A 15,597-nucleotide genomic window follows, 5' to 3' on the forward strand; every position below is an offset into this window, starting at 1 on the left:
CGCTAGTCTGAAATCAGAACGGAATAAACCGTTCCGCGAAAGCGGCACTACTTACCTTAGGAGCAGTAGTCATGGAACAGGCAGCAGCAACGGACGTGGGCAACAGCAGCATCCAACAGTTTCAGGTAAGCGTTCCGCAGTCGGAGCTGGACGATCTTCATGGGAGGCTGGACCGCACGTTGTGGGCGGACCAAATCCCCTCTTCCGGCGCGGATTATGGAGTTCCCCTGGATCGGGTGCAGCGGCTCCTCGCCCACTGGCGCCACGGCTTCGATTGGCGGGCCTTCGAGGCGAGGCTGAACAGCTATCCGCAGTTCATCACTGAGATCGATGGGCAGAAGATCCACTTCCTGCACGTCCGGAGCGGCAAGGCCGACGCAACCGGGCTCATCCTCACCCATGGCTGGCCGGGTTCCATCGTGGAATACCTCGACATCATCGAGCCCCTCGTGGCGGCCGGCTACGACGTGGTAGTTCCCTCGACGCCCGGCTTTGGTTTCTCGGGTCCCACCACAGACCGGGGCTGGGACCAGCACCGCGTGGCCAGAGCCTGGGTGGAGCTCATGCGCCGGCTCGGGTACGAACGCTACGGAGCCGTCGGGAACGACGGCGGGTCCATCATTTCCCCGGAGGTTGGGCGCCTGGACCCCACGCACGTCATCGGCGTCCACGTCACCCAGCTCTTTTCCTTCCCCACCGGCGATCCCGCGGAGTTCGCAGACCTGACGTCCGAGGAACAAGCAGCAATCGAGCACTTGAACTGGTTCTGGCAGAACATGGGGGCCTTCAATCAGCTGCAGTCCCAGTCTCCGCAGACGCTGGCCCATGCCTTGGCCGACTCGCCCGCCGGGCTTCTTGGCTGGAACAGCCAGCTCTTCGGGGAGGACCTTGACGATGACTTCATCGTGGCCAACGTCGCTGTCTATTGGTTCACCCGGACCATGGCTTCGTCTGTGCGGTTCTACTACGAAATGGCCAAGTCCCAGGAACGCCCGCAAGGCCCCACCACAGTGCCAATCGGCCTCGCCGCGGGCGGCAGGGACTTCCAGTCAATCCGGCGCTTCGCCCAGCGAGACCACAGCAACATCGCCGTCTGGACCGTCTACCCGGAACACGGGCACTACGCTGCCCACGAATCTCCGGAGACCATGTCCGCCGACATCTGCAGCTTCTACAGCCAGCTCGCGGCTGCCTCCCAATAAGCCCAACCTGGCGGACGCTGGGCGGCCCGGTCGGGAGCAAACCGGTCAGGTCAAGAAGGCGGGTCCCGCGCAGGAGCCGTGCGGGGATCTGCCGCTGTCCTCTCAGGTGAGCTGACGTTTTCCTGCAGGTAGGGTGGGGCTGTCGGGGCGGTTTCCGCTCTGTCCCATATCCGGAAGACGCGGGGTGCGACTGTGAACGAGTACGAAGCCTCATTGATCATCAAGTCCGGAGCGGAGCAGCTGTTATCCGCTTCGTCCGACCCCCGCTCCGATGAAGGCTATCCCGGGGTCAAAGCCAACATATCGGCAGCACTGGAACTGATGGCGGAAGCGCTCGCGAACTTTGAAACCGGCGTGAGTGGACCGAGCCGCTCAACCGGCTGGGTCCAGGACCTTCGCCGCGTGGCGGACGACCTGGGGGAAAAGTAGGCCAAGGAGCGACGGCGGCCGCTAGCCCTCGGTAAGTCTGGTTGCTTTACGACTGGAACTGCTGCATGACGGAGAGGTGCCCGGCCCTTCCCGAAACCAGGCACTTGGCCAGGTAGAAGGGCCGGTTGCCGTGGCGGACGTACTGCGTGAGGACCAGGACCGGGTCCGAAGGCCGCAGGTCCAGCAACTTCGCGCGGCTGGGACCCACCTGGCTGAGGCTGATCTGGCACTCGCCGGGCCCGGCGAGCCTGCCCAGTTGGTTGTTGAGCGCGGCCAGCAAGGTGGTGCCGCCGTCGTCCTCGATCTCAAGGGGAGCGGCGGCGCCCCTGCCGAAGCTGACCGGCTGGGCAGTGACGTTTTCCTGCAGGTGGGCGATGGCCTCGCCGTCGCGGATCAGGACGGATTCCCAGAGCCAGCAGTCGGTGCCGGGCTCGACGCCGATGCCGGGGGCGACGAACTCGGAGGCGGCTTGGCGGATGGCCTGGGTGCGTTTGACCTCGAGCGTCTGCCCGGGGCCGGCGAGGACTTCCTCGAAGGGGCGGATGCGTTCGATGCCGATGCGGGGGAGGGTGTCCGAGACGAAGCGTCCGACGCCGCGCCTCGCCCTGATCAGGCCGTCCTCCTCCAGGAGCATGAGGGCTTCGCGGACCACGGTGCGGCTGACTTTCATGTCGGCGCCGAGTTCGGTCTCGGTGGGGATCATGGAGCCGGGGGTGAGGAGGCCATTGCGGATAGCCTCGGCGATGCGCGAGTAGACCGCCACGCGCAGCGGCGAGCCGGGCTGGGCGGCCACCGGCTGGGACAGGAACCGGGCGGCGTCCTGGTGCACGTTAGCCTCGCTCTTTTTCGTGGGTTGGTCCGGGTTGGTCCCGGGGATTCCAGCCTAGGACACGTTGCACCCGTTTGTTGGACAAGTGGCGTGAAGGGTTGGTCAGTCCTCCGAAAGGAGGTTTGCCGCGAGAGTCCGGGCGGCCAAGCGGCCGAACCGCTCTGCGCTCCAGCCGCGCTTGAGGACCAGGGTCTCGTAGAGTTCGGCCGAGGTGCTCATGAAGAAGACATCGGCCACCTCCTCCGCCGTGAGGCCTGGCCGCAGGAATCCCCGCGCGAGCACCTGGCGCGCGTTGTGCAGCATCCGTTGGTACCGTTCGCCGTCCACCTCGCGCAGGAGCTCGGCCATGTCCTGGTCCCCGCCCGCTGCGGCGTCCCTGATGAGGAGGTAGACGGGCGAGCCCAGGGGACTGACCTCCGAAATGAACCGGCCGAACTGCTCCATGAGTTCGTGCGGGTCCTCGACAGTGGCCTGTGCACGGTCCGACCGCTCCTCCGCCGGGGTGCCCCCGCCGCCCAGGAGGCTCTGCTCGTAAATAGCCCGGACCAGCCCGGGCTTGCCGCCGAACGCCTTGTACACCAACTCTTTGGAGACGTCGGCCGCGCGGGCAATGGCGGCGATGGTGGTCCGGCCGTATCCGTTGGCCAGGAACAGCGCCCGCGCGTGGGCGAGCACGCGCTTCCTGGACTCCTCAGCCGCCTCCTGGCGGCGCCGCGAGTCGTAGCTGCGGGGGCGGGATTCCGCGCCGTTGACCGCCGGTCCCATCGGGCTTAAACTCCTTGTAGCAGTTGGATACAGCTAACTGTATCAAAATTAGCGAACCAGCCTCTCCGCCTCCCGCGACGGAAACTAAGGAGCAGATCATGGACGCTTCAGGAATCGAGCGCGTCCCCGAAGGCCCGGTCCGGCGCATGCTGGCCGCGGCCAACCGCCATGACCTTGAAGCCATGGTGTCCGAGTTTGCGGAGGACTACCGGAACACCACTCCGGCCCACCCGGCCCGCAGCTTCACCGGGTCCGCCCAGGTCCGGAAGAACTGGACCGCACTGTTTGCCGGCCTGCCGGACCTCGCCCTCACCGTCCACGACGCCGCAACGGGGCCGGACGGCAAAGTCTGGATGGAATGGAGCAACCGCGGCACCCGGCCGGATGGATCCGTGCAGCGCGCCGCCGGCGTGTCCATCCTTACCGTCCGCGGCGACAAAATCGCAGCGGCCCAGTTCTACCTTGAACCCCTGGACCAGGACTCCGGCGACGTGAACCAAGCCGTCACGGAGGCAGCCTATGGGGCGTCCGGAGGTGACCGGTCATGATCCTTGTCGTCGGCGGCACGGGCCGCCTTGGCCGCGCCGTGGTTCCGCTGCTGGTGCAGGGTGGCCACCGGGTCCGCATCATGGCCCGCGGCACTTCCCAGCCCTTCGCCGCACCGGTGAGCGACGGCGTCGAACTTTTCCGCGGCGACCTTGGCTCCGAACCTGACTGCCGGGAAGCGGTGGCGGGCTGCACCGAAGTGGTGTTCGCTGCCTCGGGATTCGGTGCCAAAGACACGGACCCGCGCACGGTCGACCGCGACGGCGCCATCCGGATGGTCCATGCGGCCGCCGCAGCCGGGGTGCGGCACATGGTGATGATGTCAATGCACGGCGCCGCCCTCAACGGGCCCATCGATTACCTGCGCTGTAAGGCTGCGGCCGAGGATGCCCTCCGCTCGTCCGGCATGGACTGGACCGTCATCCGGATGGGATCGCTCCTGGAACAGCGGCTCGTGATCATGAGGGACCCGCTTGAGTCGAAGGGCAAGGTCCCCGTGTTCGGGTCCGGCTCCGCCCCCATGACCTATACCTCCGTCCAGGACGCGGCCGCACTTGTGGTCCGTGCCCTTAACGATCCTGCGCTGCGGAACCGCGTCATCGAATGGGGCTCCCAGACGCTCACCGCCAATGAGTTGGCGGAAGCTTTGCTCGCCCAAGACGGGCGTGGCTCCGTCCAGCGGATACCGGCCGCCGCTGTGCGGTTGCTGTCCGTGGCCGCGAGGCCGTTTTCACCGTTCCTTGCCAGGGTGGCAGGGGCCGGCGTCTGGGAGGAATCGGGGGCTGGCGCCTTCCAGTTCGGGCCGGCGCGCGACGAGTTTCCCGACATCCCCGTCACCGGGCTGCAACAGGTCCTTGAGAAGGCCGGCGGGAAGGGGCTTCCGGCATAGGGCCCTGGTCGGTTTGGCTACTTAGGGGAGCGGCTGGCGTTCGCCCACGCTGACGGAGGACGACGGCGGCAGGTACTCCCGCCGTCGTCGTTCCAACCGGCGCTGCTGGCCAGGTGACGGGATCCTGGCCCGCTTGGCGCGGTTGCATCTGGCGCAGGCGGCAACGAAGTTCTGCAGACTGGTGGAGCCGCCCTTGGACCACGGGTAAAAGTGGTCGCCATCCTCCGCCGGACGGCCGCAGCGACGGCCGAAGCCGGCTTCCAGCTCGCACAGGCCGTTGGCGCGGGCCATCCCTTCGCGGCGCTGCTGGCGGGTGAAGCGACGCACGGGGTCGCGGCGCCGCGCATCCCGACTGGTGACGACGGCTGCGGCGATGCCGAGCACGACTACGACCACAAGGGGGAGCGCAGCTGAAGAGACGACGCGGCCGAACATGCCACGCAACACCTCACCGGCGACAGATGGCCCCGCTCCGGAAACCGGTGCTGCCTTGGCCGTGAGAGCCGTCATCACCGAGGCGGCGAGCCATAACAGCAGCGCCGAGTACGCCAAACGAAGCCCGTGACGGGTCCAGTAAATGCGGCCGAGTTCCGGCATTGATTCCCCCAAATTTTGTTCGCGCGGCGTCCATTGTCCCGGATGCCCAGGAAAGCCTATAGGCCGGGTGCAGGCTGAAGCCCCAGGTTCCGCTCAGTTTTTGCCGAACTTCCGCGGCGGGTCGTGGCAGCGGCTGGGGCGGCGCAGGGTGGGGGAGCCTGGGCAACAATCCCGCCATCACCCATGCCCAGCTCCTGTGTGCCGGCAGGCCCGTTGCCGCCGGACGGACTTACTTGGGGGAGGTGGCCCGGCGGGTGCTGTCGCGTACGACAAGGGCGGGCGCGGTTGGGGTGCGGTCCACGTCCCGGCCTTCCATGGCGCCAAGGAGCACTTCCATGCTCATGAGCGCCAAGGCGGTGAAGTCCTGGCGCACAGTGGTCAGGGGCGGCAGGAAGTAGTCTGAGCCTTCAATGTCGTCAAAGCCCACCACGCTCACGTCGTCCGGGACGCGGATCCCGTTTTCCGCGAAAGCGCGTATCAGCCCGAGAGCCGTGTGGTCGCTTGCGGCGAAGATCGCCTGGGGTACCTTCTGTTCCCGCACGAGCTGGAGGGCAGTCTCGTAGGCCCACCGAGGGCTCCAGTCGCCTTCGAGGTAAAGCCCCGGTGGGAGGCCGGCGTCGCGAAGCGCCGCCTCCCACCCGCGCTTACGGACCCGGCCGTCGAACCATTCCGTGGAGCCGCCGAAGTGGGCAATGTCGGTGTGGCCCAGGTCTATCAGGTGCTGTGTTGCCAGCCGTGCGCCGAGCTCCTGGTTTTCCGAGTATGTGAAGACGTTGGGAGTCGAGGATGCTCCAGCGGCGATCATCTCCACCGGTACACGGCAGGTCGCGTTCCACACGGCTGCGGCCATATCGACCACCGGGGCAATCACGATGATTCCCCCCACGCCGGTATCGTCCAAGGTGTCCAGGGCAGCCTGGACCGACTCTCCGTAGGGCTTCTCGACGCTGATGACAGTCGTGGCGTAACCCTTCTTGCGCGCGATGTTCTCGAGGGCCATGAGCGTTCCCACGGGTCCGAACCGCGGGGAGCCGTCCGAGAGTATGCCTATGGACGTGGACCGGCTGGTCACCAGTGCCGTGGCTGCCCGGTTCCGGCGGTAACCGATGTCCTTGATCACCTGCAGGACCCGCTGCCGGGTCGCAGCGCTTACATCCGGCGCGTCATTGAGTACCCGCGAGACTGTGCCGAAGGAGACTCCGGCCATGCCTGCAACATCGTTGATGGTGGGCTTTCGGCGCCGCAATGGAGCATCCGGTAGCTTCTCGTTCGCCTCATGGGGAACAGTCATGCCTGCCACACTCACTCCTGTCTTGGGGTCACGGCCGCGGCCTCTCGGCTCCGTGCTTTTTGATCTTACGTCCGGCTGGCCCTCCGCACCCGTTCAAACCGCTGCTGATGTGATGCTTGACACGTATCTCCGTAAACGTTTACGATGATGTCCGTAAACGTTTACGGTCGCTTCGTAAACGCTTACGACGCTAAACACTTCAAAGAGGAAAGGGAGCGGGATGCCCGACCAGATCGTCTACGCACTCGCGCTCGATCCGCATGGCGGACTTCGGAATGTCGACCAGACCCAGTGGGCAAATCTCGAAGTACTCCTGGAAGATACAGCCCCCGGCGACCTCGCAGCCGCTGTCCGCAAGTTCGTCTCTGACGACTCATCGGCGGTCGTCGGAATCTTCGATGAAGATCGTCTTTGGGCAAGCCTGGTGGTCTCCGTCGACAGCTCTGGCAAGCCCACTTCAGTGTCCACCGTTCCCGGACCGGCCCGGGAAACACTCGGTGACATGGCGAAGGCAGCCCACGAGGCGGTGAAGTGGGTTCAGGCCCACCACGGGCCGTGTTCCTTGGGCTTCTTCGTCGAAAAAGTACATGCAGAGGCGCTCCTGAGAGCTTCAGACAAGGCCACTGCCATCCGCACAGCCGCGGCCGCGGGAGGACTCGTCCTGTCCCCGGTTCCCCCGGCCCTCGCTATCGCCCTCGCCTGAACCACCCCAGGCACCCACACCCATCCCCTCAAGCACTGGAGAACAATGATGATCCGCAGGCTTCCCCTTGTGGCACTTGCCGCAGCCCTGTCACTTTCCGTCGCTTCCTGCAGCAGTTCCACAACGGCCTCGTCGAATGCTCCCGACGCCGGTGTGTCCGGCAAAGCCCAGCAGGCCCTTGACGCGATCAAGGGACAGGTCCTGAGTAAAGGCCCCAACGGCGAGACGCCCTCCCCGGCGTCCACAGCTGACCTGACTCCTGACGAGATTGCGAAGGTCAAGGCGCTCAACGCCAAGGCTGCCATCGTGATGCACTACGGCGGCAACGACTGGGCCACCGCCCAGATCAACGGACTAAAGAGCGAGTTTGAAAAGCTCGGGGTCAAGGTCATTGCCACCACTGACGCGAACTTCAAGCCGGACAAGCAGGTCTCGGACATCGAGACGGTCATGTCGCAGAGCCCGAACATCATGGTCTCCATCCCCACGGATCCCGTGGCTACGGCCTCCGCCTACAAGAAGGTCGCGGATGCCGGAACCAAGCTCGTCTTCATGGACAACATCCCCCAGGGCCTGACGGCCGGCAAAGACTATGTCTCTGTTGTCTCCGCCGACAACTACGGCAACGGGGTGGTCTCGGCCCACCAAATGGCCAAAGCCCTCGGCGGCAAGGGAAAAATCGGCGTCGTCTTCCACCAGGCCGATTTCTTCGTGACCAAGCAGCGCTACCAGGGATTCAAGGACACGATTACGAAGGAATACCCGGACATCAAGATCGTCGAAGAAAAGGGAATTGCCGGGCCGGACTTCGCCGGTGATGCCCAGGCCGCAGCAAACGCAATGCTCAGCAAGTACGCCGACCTTTCCGGAATCTGGGCGGTCTGGGATGTCCCCGCAGAAGGCGTCATGGCCGCAGCCAGGGCCGCGGGCCGGCCGGACCTGAAAATCGCCACGGAAGACCTCGGCAAGAACGTCGCGATTGCCCTGGCCAAGGACGAACTCGTCGTGGGCCTTGGAGCGCAGGTTCCGTTCGACCAGGGTGTCACGGAAGCACGGCTGGCGGCAGGGGCGCTTATCGGCAAGCAGGCGCCCGCCTATGTGGCGCTGAGCGCCCTCCCGGTTGACCACTCCAACGTCCTGGATGCCTGGAAGCAGGTCTACCACGAGGACGCCCCGAAGGACATCCAGGACTCCTACAAGAAGTAGCCAAAAACCGGCGGTGGGGGGGGCCCCCCCCCCCCCCCCCCCCCCCCCCCCCCCCCGCGCCGAAAGGGCAACGATGAATACCGCAGACAATGTCGTCGAAATGCGCTCGATTTCCAAGAGCTTCAACGGCGTTCCCGTATTGAAGGATGTCAGTTTCGACGTCCGCAAGGGTGAAGTCCATGCGCTCGCAGGAGGAAACGGCGCAGGGAAGTCCACGCTCATGAAGATCCTCCAGGGCGTCTACCAGGCGGACGCCGGCGAGATTCTGATCGGGGGCAAGCCCACCGCCATCGACTCGATCCAGGACGCGAAGGCCGCCGGGATCGGCATGGTCTTCCAAGAGTTCAGCCTGGTACCGAGCCTGACCGTTGCACAGAACATTTTCCTCGCCGCCGAACCGCTCGGTACCGGCGGGCTCATCGACGACCGTGCCTCGGTGCGCCGGGCCAGGGAAGTCTTCAGTGAGATGGAGGTCGACGTCGACCCGCGCGCCGGAGTCGCACGGCTCGGCACCGCTTACTGGCAGCTGACCGAGATCGCCAAGGCACTCGCACAGAATGCCCAGGTGCTCATCATGGATGAGCCCACGGCCAGCCTCGCCCGGCATGAGTCCGAAGCGCTCTTCGAACTCATTGACCGCCTCAAGCAGCGGGGCATCTCCATCATCTACATTTCCCACCGCATGGATGAGGTGTACCGGCTGGCGGACCGGATCACCATCCTCCGCGACGGCCGCCACCTCCTCACCGCGCCACTGACGGATGTCACGCCCGAACAGATCGTGGAAGGCATTGTTGGCAAGAAGATCGAGGGCCAGCTCTCCTACCGTGCGCGTGATCATGCGGCCCACGACGGGGCACCGCTGCTGGAAGTCCGCGGGCTGAATGCGGGGCAACGGGTCCGGGATGTTTCGTTCGCGCTCCGGCCCGGTGAAATCCTCGGCCTCGCAGGGCTGATGGGCAGCGGGCGGACCGAGCTCGCCCGTGCCCTGTTTGGCATTGACAAGCTGGACAGCGGCGAAATTCTCCTGCGGGGCAAGAAGGTCAACCTGGGCTCGCCCCAGCAGGCCATCAACGCGGGAGTGGCCCTCATCCCGGAGGACCGCAGGGCCCAAGGCCTTGTCCTGGAGCACTCCGTCCAGGACAACCTGCTGCTTCCCCTCCTCGGCCAGATCCAGCGGGGACCCCTCCTGGACGGTGCGAAGGGGAAGGAATTGTCCTCGTCACTGATTAAGAGGTTCGCCGTGAAGGTGGCAGATCCCCACCGGCCGGTGCGGCTTCTCTCGGGCGGCAACCAGCAGAAAGTGGTCATCGCCAAGTGGCTGGGCACGGATCCGGACATCCTGATCCTTGACGAGCCAACAGCCGGGGTGGACATCGGCACCAAAAGCGAAATTCTCGACATGATCCGGGAGCTTGCCAGTGCCGGCAAGGGCGTCATCGTCATCTCCTCCGAGTACCCGGAACTACTCGCGGTCAGCGACCGCGTCCTCGTCCTCAAGGACGGCTCCGTCATCCGTGACATCCCCCGCAGCGAGATCGCTGACGAGGAATATCTCCAACTTGCAGTCCAGGGAGTCTGAAAGTGAGCAAAGTAAACACCATGGCGGCCCGGGACACCGCGGCCCCCAAGAATTTCGGCACCATCCTCAAAGACCTCGACTGGCGGCGCTACGTCATCTACATCGGCTTCGTCGTGGTCTTCCTCTTCTTCGCCGTTCTGCTCCGCGACCAGGGCTTCCTGTCGCCGAACAACCTGCTGAACATCTTCCGGCAGACGGCCACGATCACCGTCATCGCCGTCGGCATGACATACGTGATCGCCTGCGCCGAGATCGACCTCAGCGTCGGATCCGTGGCCGGCCTCTCCAGTGTGTGCACTGCGATGGCGCTGTCGCAGTGGGGCCTGGTCCCCGGCATCCTTGCCGGCCTCGCCGTCGGGCTCGTCGTCGGATCGATCAACGGTGCCCTCGTCAGCCTCCTCGGCATCCCGTCGTTCCTGGTGACCCTCGGCATGCTGGGAATCGCCGTCGGCGTTGCCCAGTGGATCACGGCGTCAGCGCCCCAGCCGATCCTGAATGACACCTTCAACACGCTGTTTGGATCCGGCAACTTCGGTCCAGTTCCGGGGCTTGTGGTCTGGAGCGCCATCTTCGTCGCCCTTGGCGCCGTGGTGCTGAACCGCACCAGGTTCGGACGCCAGGTCCTGGCCACCGGAGGCAACCGCAACGCCGCAGAGTTCACCGGTATCAATACCAAGCGCATTAAGTTCCAGGTACTGCTGATCTCGGGCATGGTGGCAAGCGTTGCCGGCATGCTCTACGCCGGCCGGCTGCAGTCCGGCCGGTTCCAGTGGGGATCGGGAGATGAGCTTTCCGCCATCGCTGCCGTCATCCTGGGTGGAACCAGCCTCTTCGGCGGATTCGGCTCCATCATCGGCACCCTCTTCGGTGCCCTGCTGATCGGCCTGATCAACAACGGGCTGATCCTGGCCGGACTCGACAGCAGCCAGCAGCAGGTGGTCCGCGGCGCAATCATCATCCTGGCCGTCGCCCTGGCCCGAAAGAAGTAGCCGCCATGGCCTCCCAACTTCGCGCAGGAATTATCGGAACAGGATTTATGGGCTCTGTCCACGCCCACGCTGTACGCGCAGCAGGCGGGGTAGTCACCGCAGTCGCCGGGAGCAGCCAGGCGTCAGCCGAAGCAGCAGCCTCCGTGCTCGGCGCCCGCACCGCCGCCGAATCCCCTGAAGCACTGATCTCAAGCGCCGACGTGGACGTCATCCACATCTGCACGCCGAACGCGACCCACGCCGACCTGGCACGCAAAGCCATCGCCGCAGGGAAACCGGTGGTGTGCGAGAAGCCCCTGGCCACCAGCGTGGAGGACGCCCGGGAACTGGCCGAGCTCGCCGAGCAGGCAGGTGTGGTCACCGGCGTGCCGTTCGTGTACCGGTTCTATCCGGCCGTCCGCGAAGCCCGCGACCGTATCCTCCGCGGCGACGCCGGCCGCCTCTGGCTGCTGCACGGGTCCTACCTGCAGGATTGGCTGGTGGGCGCCGAAGCCACCAACTGGCGGGTCGATTCAAAGCTCGGGGGAGCCTCCAGGGCCTTCGGTGACATCGGCGTGCACTGGTGCGACCTGATGGAGTTCACCACCGGACACAGAATCACCAGGCTTGTGGCAAAGACCAGCCGGGCCTACGACGAACGGGAAACCGGCGGACAGCTGTCCTCCGTTGCCACCGAGGACGGGGCCACGCTCCTGTTCGAGACGGACAAGGGTGCCACCGGATCCCTGGTGGTCAGCCAGGTCAGTCCGGGCCGCAAGAACCGCCTGTGGTTCTCCTTTGACGGAACCGAAGCGTCATTCTCCTTCAACCAGGAGCGGCCGGACACCTTGCACGTGGGAGGCCTCGGGTCCAGCTCGGAAATCGCCGTTGGCCCGCAAACGCTGACCACCCCAGGCGGCCGGCGGTACTCCAAACTCCCACCGGGCCACCCCCAGGGATACCAGGACAGCTTCAACTCGTTCGTCGCGGACGTATATGCAGCTGTTCACGGGCAAACACCGGAAGGCCTGCCCACGTTCCGGGACGGCCTGCGCGCAGCCCTCCTTACCGATGCAGTGGTCACCTCCGCTGCACAACAGTCATGGGTTGACGTTCCCCGCACTGAAGCCTCACTCGAATTACTCCAGTCTTCCCCCGCAGCTGAAAGGCAGAAGCAATGAAACTTGGTTACTGTTCCATCACCTGGGGCGGCGTGGTGGGCCACCCCCAAGGCGTGACGAGCGTGAAGGACCTCTTCTACCTCACCCACGGTTCTATGCAGGACGCAGTCCAGGACATCGCATCAGTGGGCTACCAGGGTGTTGAAATGTTTGACGGCAACCTCGCGGAATACGCGGAGAAGCCTGAAGAACTCAAGGAAATCCTGGCCACTGCCGGCGTGGAACTGACAAGCGTCTACACCGGCGCGAACTTCATCTACGCGGACATACTTCCCGACGAGCTGCACCGGATCCATCGTGCCGCCGAACTGGCTGCCACCTTTGGAGCGGAACGGCTCGTGGTGGGTGGCGGAGCACGCCGCGCAGCCGGCACCACCGACGCGGATTACCTCCGGCTCGGCGAGGCGCTGGACAGTGTCACGGACATCGCGGAAGGCTTCGGGTTGTCGGCAAGCTACCACCCGCACCTGAGCACCATCGTCGAAAGCCCGGAGGAACTGGACAGGCTCATGCCGCTCACCCGGATCGGCTTTTGCCCGGACACCGCCCACCTTGCGGCCGGCGGAGCAGACCCGGCCGCAGTCATCCGGAAGTACGCCGACCGGATCCAGCACGTCCACCTCAAGGACTTCCAGAAGGACCCCTTCAATTTCCTGCCCCTGGGACAGGGGGAGCTCGACTTCCCCGACATCATCGCCGCAATCCGGGAAAGCGGATACGACAGCTGGCTCATGGTGGAGCTCGACAACTACGACGGCGACCCCCGCGAAGCCGCAGCCCTCAGCAAGAAGTACCTCGAAAATCTCCTCTCCCACTAAATTTCAACCGCCGGGACTGCCATAGACGGCAACGCCCTGCCTTCCGGAAGGAACACGATCCACATGCAAAACCTCAACGTCGGCCTCATCGGAGGCGGCTTCATGGGCAAGGCCCACTCCCTGGCCTATGCCGCCATGCCCATGTTCTTTTGGCCTGCACCGGCGCTCCCGGTCCGCAAAGTCATCGCCGAAGCCAACCCGGATCTCGCCGCCGAAGCGGCCCGCCGCTTCGGGTTCGAGAACTCCACCGCGGACTGGCGCAGCATCATTGACGATCCGGACATCCACGTCGTCGACATCGCCACGCCCAACCACCTCCATGCCGAGATTGCCATCGCCGCCGCGGAAGCGGGCAAGCACATCATCTGCGAGAAGCCCTTGGCGCGTACGGGTGAAGAATCCAAAGCGATGTACGACGCTGTCAAGGACAAGAACATCGTCCACATGGTGGCCTTCAACTACAGGCGCACCCCCGCAGTTGCCCTGGCAAAGAAATACATTGAGGAAGGGGCAATCGGACAGATCCTTAACTTCCGTGGCACCTACCTACAGGACTGGAGCGCCGACCCTAACTCCCCGCTGTCCTGGCGCTTCCAGAAATCCATTGCAGGTTCCGGCGCCCTCGGCGACATCGCAACGCACGTCATCGACATGGCAAGGTACCTGGTGGGCGAGTTCAGCGCCGTCAATGCCCTCATGTCCACCTGGATCCCCGAGCGGCCGCTGCAGACCGCTGGTGCGGACGCGCTCGGTAACGTACGTGGCGGAGAAGGCCCCCGTGGGCCGGTTGACGTGGACGACGAAGTCATGACCATGATCCGCTTTGCCAACGGTGCCGTGGGTTCCGTGGAAGCAACCCGCAACGCCCACGGAAGGAACAACTACATCACCTTCGAAATCCACGGGACCGACGGAAGCATCGTGTTCAACTACGAGCGGCGCGATGAACTGCAGGTCTGCTTCGCGTCCGATCCCGGTGACCGCCGCGGATTCCGCACCGTCTACACCGGACCCGCACACCCTTACGGTGAGGGACTCTGGCCCATCCCTGCCCTCGGCATCGGATACGGGGAAACGAAGATCATCGAGGCCTACGACTTCTTCAAGGCCATCGCAGAAGGCGGCAGCGTAAGCCCCAATTTCGCCGACGGTTACCAGGTGGCCCTCATCGACGACGCGATCGTCGAGTCCGCGGCAAAAGAATCCTGGGTCGAGGTCCCGCAAATCAACGCATGACCGGGCGGGAGGGGCGGTGTTCCTGCCGCCTCTCCCGCAGGGGCAGGAACATCCTGAGGAGGTTAGAGTGCCGCACAATGCTGTCAGTCACGAAGAAACGCAGGTCTGGCTCATGCCAGTGTTCACCGCAAGAGCAGGGTCCGAAGCACCGCTCCACGAAGCACTCGTGGGGTTGCAGTCTGCGAGTCGAAAGGACGCAGGATGCCTGGAATACACCGTCTTCTCTGACGATCAAAGGGCAGATACGTTCATCCTCTTTGAGGGGTGGGCCAGCCATGAGGATCTGAAGGCCCACAACGAAGAAGACCACGTAAAGGAATTCGTGGACGCGGTGCAGCCAATGCTGGCCGTACCGTTCTCCGTAAACCCCATCACTCCTCTCATCTGATGCCTGCCGGGTGAGGAAGGACGACGGCGGGACGCGAGTCCCGCCGTCGTCCTTCCCCTTCCTTCGCGGCGGAGTGCCGTTGTAGGGTCATCGCGTGATCGTCCCCGATATTTCCCAGAACGCCGAGGCGGTGGCGGACCACTACGACGAGCTCGATCCCATGTATCGGCGGGTGTGGGGAGACCACGTCCACCACGGACTCTGGGCCACGGGCCGCGAGACACCCAGTGAAGCCGTCGAGGCGCTGGTCGATGCCGTCGGCGACCGGCTGAACCTCATGCCCGGCCAGCTGTGCGTGGACATCGGCTGCGGCTACGGCTCCACCGCGAGGCGGCTCGCGGTGACACGAGGGGTCAGCGTCACGGGCTTCACCCTTTCCGCAGAGCAGGCCCACTACGCCGCCGCGCATTTCTTACCGGACGTGGACATCCGGGTCCGCGACTGGCTCACGAACGGGCTACCGGGCGCCTCGGCCGACGCCGCGTGGGCGATCGAGTCGAGCGAGCACATGGTGGACAAGCCCAGGTTCTTCGCCGAAGCGCACCGGGTGCTGGTGCCCGGCGGCCGCTTCGTTATCTGTGCGTGGCTCGCCGAGACCAATGCCGGCCAGTGGAAGGTCCGCCACCTGCTCGAACCGATCTGCCGCGAGGGGCGCCTGCCTTCGATGGGCACGCGCGAGGACTATGAGGCGATGGCAAAGGCGGCGGGCTTTGCGGTCACCGGCTATGAGGATGTCAGCAGCAGCGTTGCCCGGACCTGGATGATCTGCGCCGGCCGGCTTGTGAAGGCGCTACTTACCGACCGCGGGGCACGCCGCCTCGCCCTTGGTGCACACAACCGCGGCGCCATTCTGAGCATTCCCCGCCTGATCCTCGCCTACCGCACCGGTGCGATGCACTACGGGATCTTCACGCTGACGAAGGCCGTAGAGACCGTCGCTTAGGGGTGCGGCTGACGTTCGCCAACA

17 protein-coding genes are annotated in these 15,597 nt (G+C 65.0%); 13 read left to right on the forward strand and 4 right to left on the reverse strand.

Annotated elements, in window-relative coordinates:
* Positions 1–71: 71 nt before the first annotated feature.
* Positions 72–1,202: an epoxide hydrolase family protein gene (locus tag VXJ37_RS04745; RefSeq protein WP_331321917.1), complete on the forward strand. Its 1,131-nt coding sequence runs from the start codon at positions 72–74 to the stop codon at positions 1,200–1,202.
* 192 nt (positions 1,203–1,394) lie between these two features.
* Entirely contained in the window at positions 1,395–1,631 is a 237-nt protein-coding gene (locus tag VXJ37_RS04750; protein ID WP_331321918.1) for a hypothetical protein, read from the forward strand.
* A 46-nt stretch (positions 1,632–1,677) separates the two neighbouring features.
* Here VXJ37_RS04750 and VXJ37_RS04755 read toward each other — a convergent pair whose 3' ends face one another.
* Together VXJ37_RS04755 and VXJ37_RS04760 are read right to left on the reverse strand one after the other, a co-directional pair.
* Complete coding sequence (locus VXJ37_RS04755; protein WP_331321919.1) at positions 1,678–2,460, reverse strand: GntR family transcriptional regulator; 783 nt, start codon at positions 2,458–2,460, stop codon at positions 1,678–1,680.
* A gap of 102 nt (positions 2,461–2,562) precedes the next feature.
* A complete protein-coding gene (locus VXJ37_RS04760; RefSeq protein WP_331321920.1) occupies positions 2,563–3,225 on the reverse strand; it encodes a TetR/AcrR family transcriptional regulator in 663 nt (220 codons plus the stop codon).
* A gap of 98 nt (positions 3,226–3,323) precedes the next feature.
* On the opposite strand from VXJ37_RS04760, the gene VXJ37_RS04765 reads away from it, so the two are divergent.
* Together VXJ37_RS04765 and VXJ37_RS04770 are read left to right on the forward strand one after the other, a co-directional pair.
* Positions 3,324–3,773: a nuclear transport factor 2 family protein gene (locus tag VXJ37_RS04765; RefSeq protein WP_331321921.1), complete on the forward strand. Its 450-nt coding sequence runs from the start codon at positions 3,324–3,326 to the stop codon at positions 3,771–3,773.
* Positions 3,770–4,660 (forward strand): SDR family oxidoreductase, encoded by an 891-nt coding sequence (locus tag VXJ37_RS04770; protein WP_331321922.1) that lies wholly within the window; start codon positions 3,770–3,772, stop codon positions 4,658–4,660. The genes VXJ37_RS04765 and VXJ37_RS04770 overlap by 4 nt, the downstream gene beginning before the upstream one ends.
* A gap of 21 nt (positions 4,661–4,681) precedes the next feature.
* Here VXJ37_RS04770 and VXJ37_RS04775 read toward each other — a convergent pair whose 3' ends face one another.
* Positions 4,682–5,170 (reverse strand): HNH endonuclease, encoded by a 489-nt coding sequence (locus VXJ37_RS04775; RefSeq protein WP_331321923.1) that lies wholly within the window; start codon positions 5,168–5,170, stop codon positions 4,682–4,684.
* 316 nt (positions 5,171–5,486) lie between these two features.
* Positions 5,487–6,548, reverse strand: coding sequence for a LacI family DNA-binding transcriptional regulator (locus tag VXJ37_RS04780; RefSeq protein WP_331321924.1), 1,062 nt, complete (start codon positions 6,546–6,548; stop codon positions 5,487–5,489).
* 220 nt (positions 6,549–6,768) lie between these two features.
* Between VXJ37_RS04780 and VXJ37_RS04785 the strand changes: the two genes are divergently transcribed.
* The 9 genes from VXJ37_RS04785 to VXJ37_RS04825 all read left to right on the forward strand — a co-directional run bounded on the left by VXJ37_RS04785 (position 6,769) and on the right by VXJ37_RS04825 (position 15,573).
* Positions 6,769–7,251, forward strand: coding sequence for a hypothetical protein (locus VXJ37_RS04785; protein WP_331321925.1), 483 nt, complete (start codon positions 6,769–6,771; stop codon positions 7,249–7,251).
* A gap of 45 nt (positions 7,252–7,296) precedes the next feature.
* Complete coding sequence (locus VXJ37_RS04790) at positions 7,297–8,457, forward strand: substrate-binding domain-containing protein (protein ID WP_331321926.1); 1,161 nt, start codon at positions 7,297–7,299, stop codon at positions 8,455–8,457.
* Between the two features lie 73 nt (positions 8,458–8,530).
* Positions 8,531–10,039, forward strand: coding sequence for a sugar ABC transporter ATP-binding protein (locus tag VXJ37_RS04795; protein ID WP_331321927.1), 1,509 nt, complete (start codon positions 8,531–8,533; stop codon positions 10,037–10,039).
* 2 nt (positions 10,040–10,041) lie between these two features.
* Positions 10,042–11,028: an ABC transporter permease gene (locus tag VXJ37_RS04800; protein WP_331321928.1), complete on the forward strand. Its 987-nt coding sequence runs from the start codon at positions 10,042–10,044 to the stop codon at positions 11,026–11,028.
* A gap of 5 nt (positions 11,029–11,033) precedes the next feature.
* Entirely contained in the window at positions 11,034–12,188 is a 1,155-nt protein-coding gene (locus tag VXJ37_RS04805) for a Gfo/Idh/MocA family protein (RefSeq protein WP_331321929.1), read from the forward strand.
* Entirely contained in the window at positions 12,185–13,006 is an 822-nt protein-coding gene (locus VXJ37_RS04810; protein WP_331321930.1) for a sugar phosphate isomerase/epimerase family protein, read from the forward strand. The genes VXJ37_RS04805 and VXJ37_RS04810 overlap by 4 nt, the downstream gene beginning before the upstream one ends.
* A gap of 63 nt (positions 13,007–13,069) precedes the next feature.
* Positions 13,070–14,242, forward strand: coding sequence for a Gfo/Idh/MocA family protein (locus VXJ37_RS04815; protein WP_331321931.1), 1,173 nt, complete (start codon positions 13,070–13,072; stop codon positions 14,240–14,242).
* A gap of 67 nt (positions 14,243–14,309) precedes the next feature.
* On the forward strand, positions 14,310–14,630 hold the full coding sequence (locus tag VXJ37_RS04820; protein WP_331321932.1) for a putative quinol monooxygenase: 321 nt from the start codon (positions 14,310–14,312) through the stop codon (positions 14,628–14,630).
* Between the two features lie 94 nt (positions 14,631–14,724).
* Entirely contained in the window at positions 14,725–15,573 is an 849-nt protein-coding gene (locus tag VXJ37_RS04825) for a class I SAM-dependent methyltransferase (protein WP_331321933.1), read from the forward strand.
* Positions 15,574–15,597 lie beyond the last annotated feature (24 nt).

Origin of the sequence: Pseudarthrobacter phenanthrenivorans, assembly GCF_036455295.1 — a bacterium.
In the GTDB taxonomy this organism is placed as follows: Bacteria; Actinomycetota; Actinomycetes; order Actinomycetales; family Micrococcaceae; genus Arthrobacter; species Arthrobacter phenanthrenivorans_C.

Coding starts and splice junctions, on each gene's coding strand:
- VXJ37_RS04775 (WP_331321923.1), bottom strand. CDS start 5,170: ATGACGGCTCTCACGGCCAAGGCAGCACCGGTTTCCGGAGCGGGGCCA.
- VXJ37_RS04760 (WP_331321920.1), bottom strand. CDS start 3,225: ATGGGACCGGCGGTCAACGGCGCGGAATCCCGCCCCCGCAGCTACGAC.
- VXJ37_RS04810 (WP_331321930.1), top strand. CDS start 12,185: ATGAAACTTGGTTACTGTTCCATCACCTGGGGCGGCGTGGTGGGCCAC.
- VXJ37_RS04770 (WP_331321922.1), top strand. CDS start 3,770: ATGATCCTTGTCGTCGGCGGCACGGGCCGCCTTGGCCGCGCCGTGGTT.
- VXJ37_RS04805 (WP_331321929.1), top strand. CDS start 11,034: ATGGCCTCCCAACTTCGCGCAGGAATTATCGGAACAGGATTTATGGGC.
- VXJ37_RS04745 (WP_331321917.1), top strand. CDS start 72: ATGGAACAGGCAGCAGCAACGGACGTGGGCAACAGCAGCATCCAACAG.
- VXJ37_RS04815 (WP_331321931.1), top strand. CDS start 13,070: ATGCAAAACCTCAACGTCGGCCTCATCGGAGGCGGCTTCATGGGCAAG.
- VXJ37_RS04765 (WP_331321921.1), top strand. CDS start 3,324: ATGGACGCTTCAGGAATCGAGCGCGTCCCCGAAGGCCCGGTCCGGCGC.
- VXJ37_RS04790 (WP_331321926.1), top strand. CDS start 7,297: ATGATGATCCGCAGGCTTCCCCTTGTGGCACTTGCCGCAGCCCTGTCA.
- VXJ37_RS04780 (WP_331321924.1), bottom strand. CDS start 6,548: ATGACTGTTCCCCATGAGGCGAACGAGAAGCTACCGGATGCTCCATTG.
- VXJ37_RS04795 (WP_331321927.1), top strand. CDS start 8,531: ATGAATACCGCAGACAATGTCGTCGAAATGCGCTCGATTTCCAAGAGC.
- VXJ37_RS04785 (WP_331321925.1), top strand. CDS start 6,769: ATGCCCGACCAGATCGTCTACGCACTCGCGCTCGATCCGCATGGCGGA.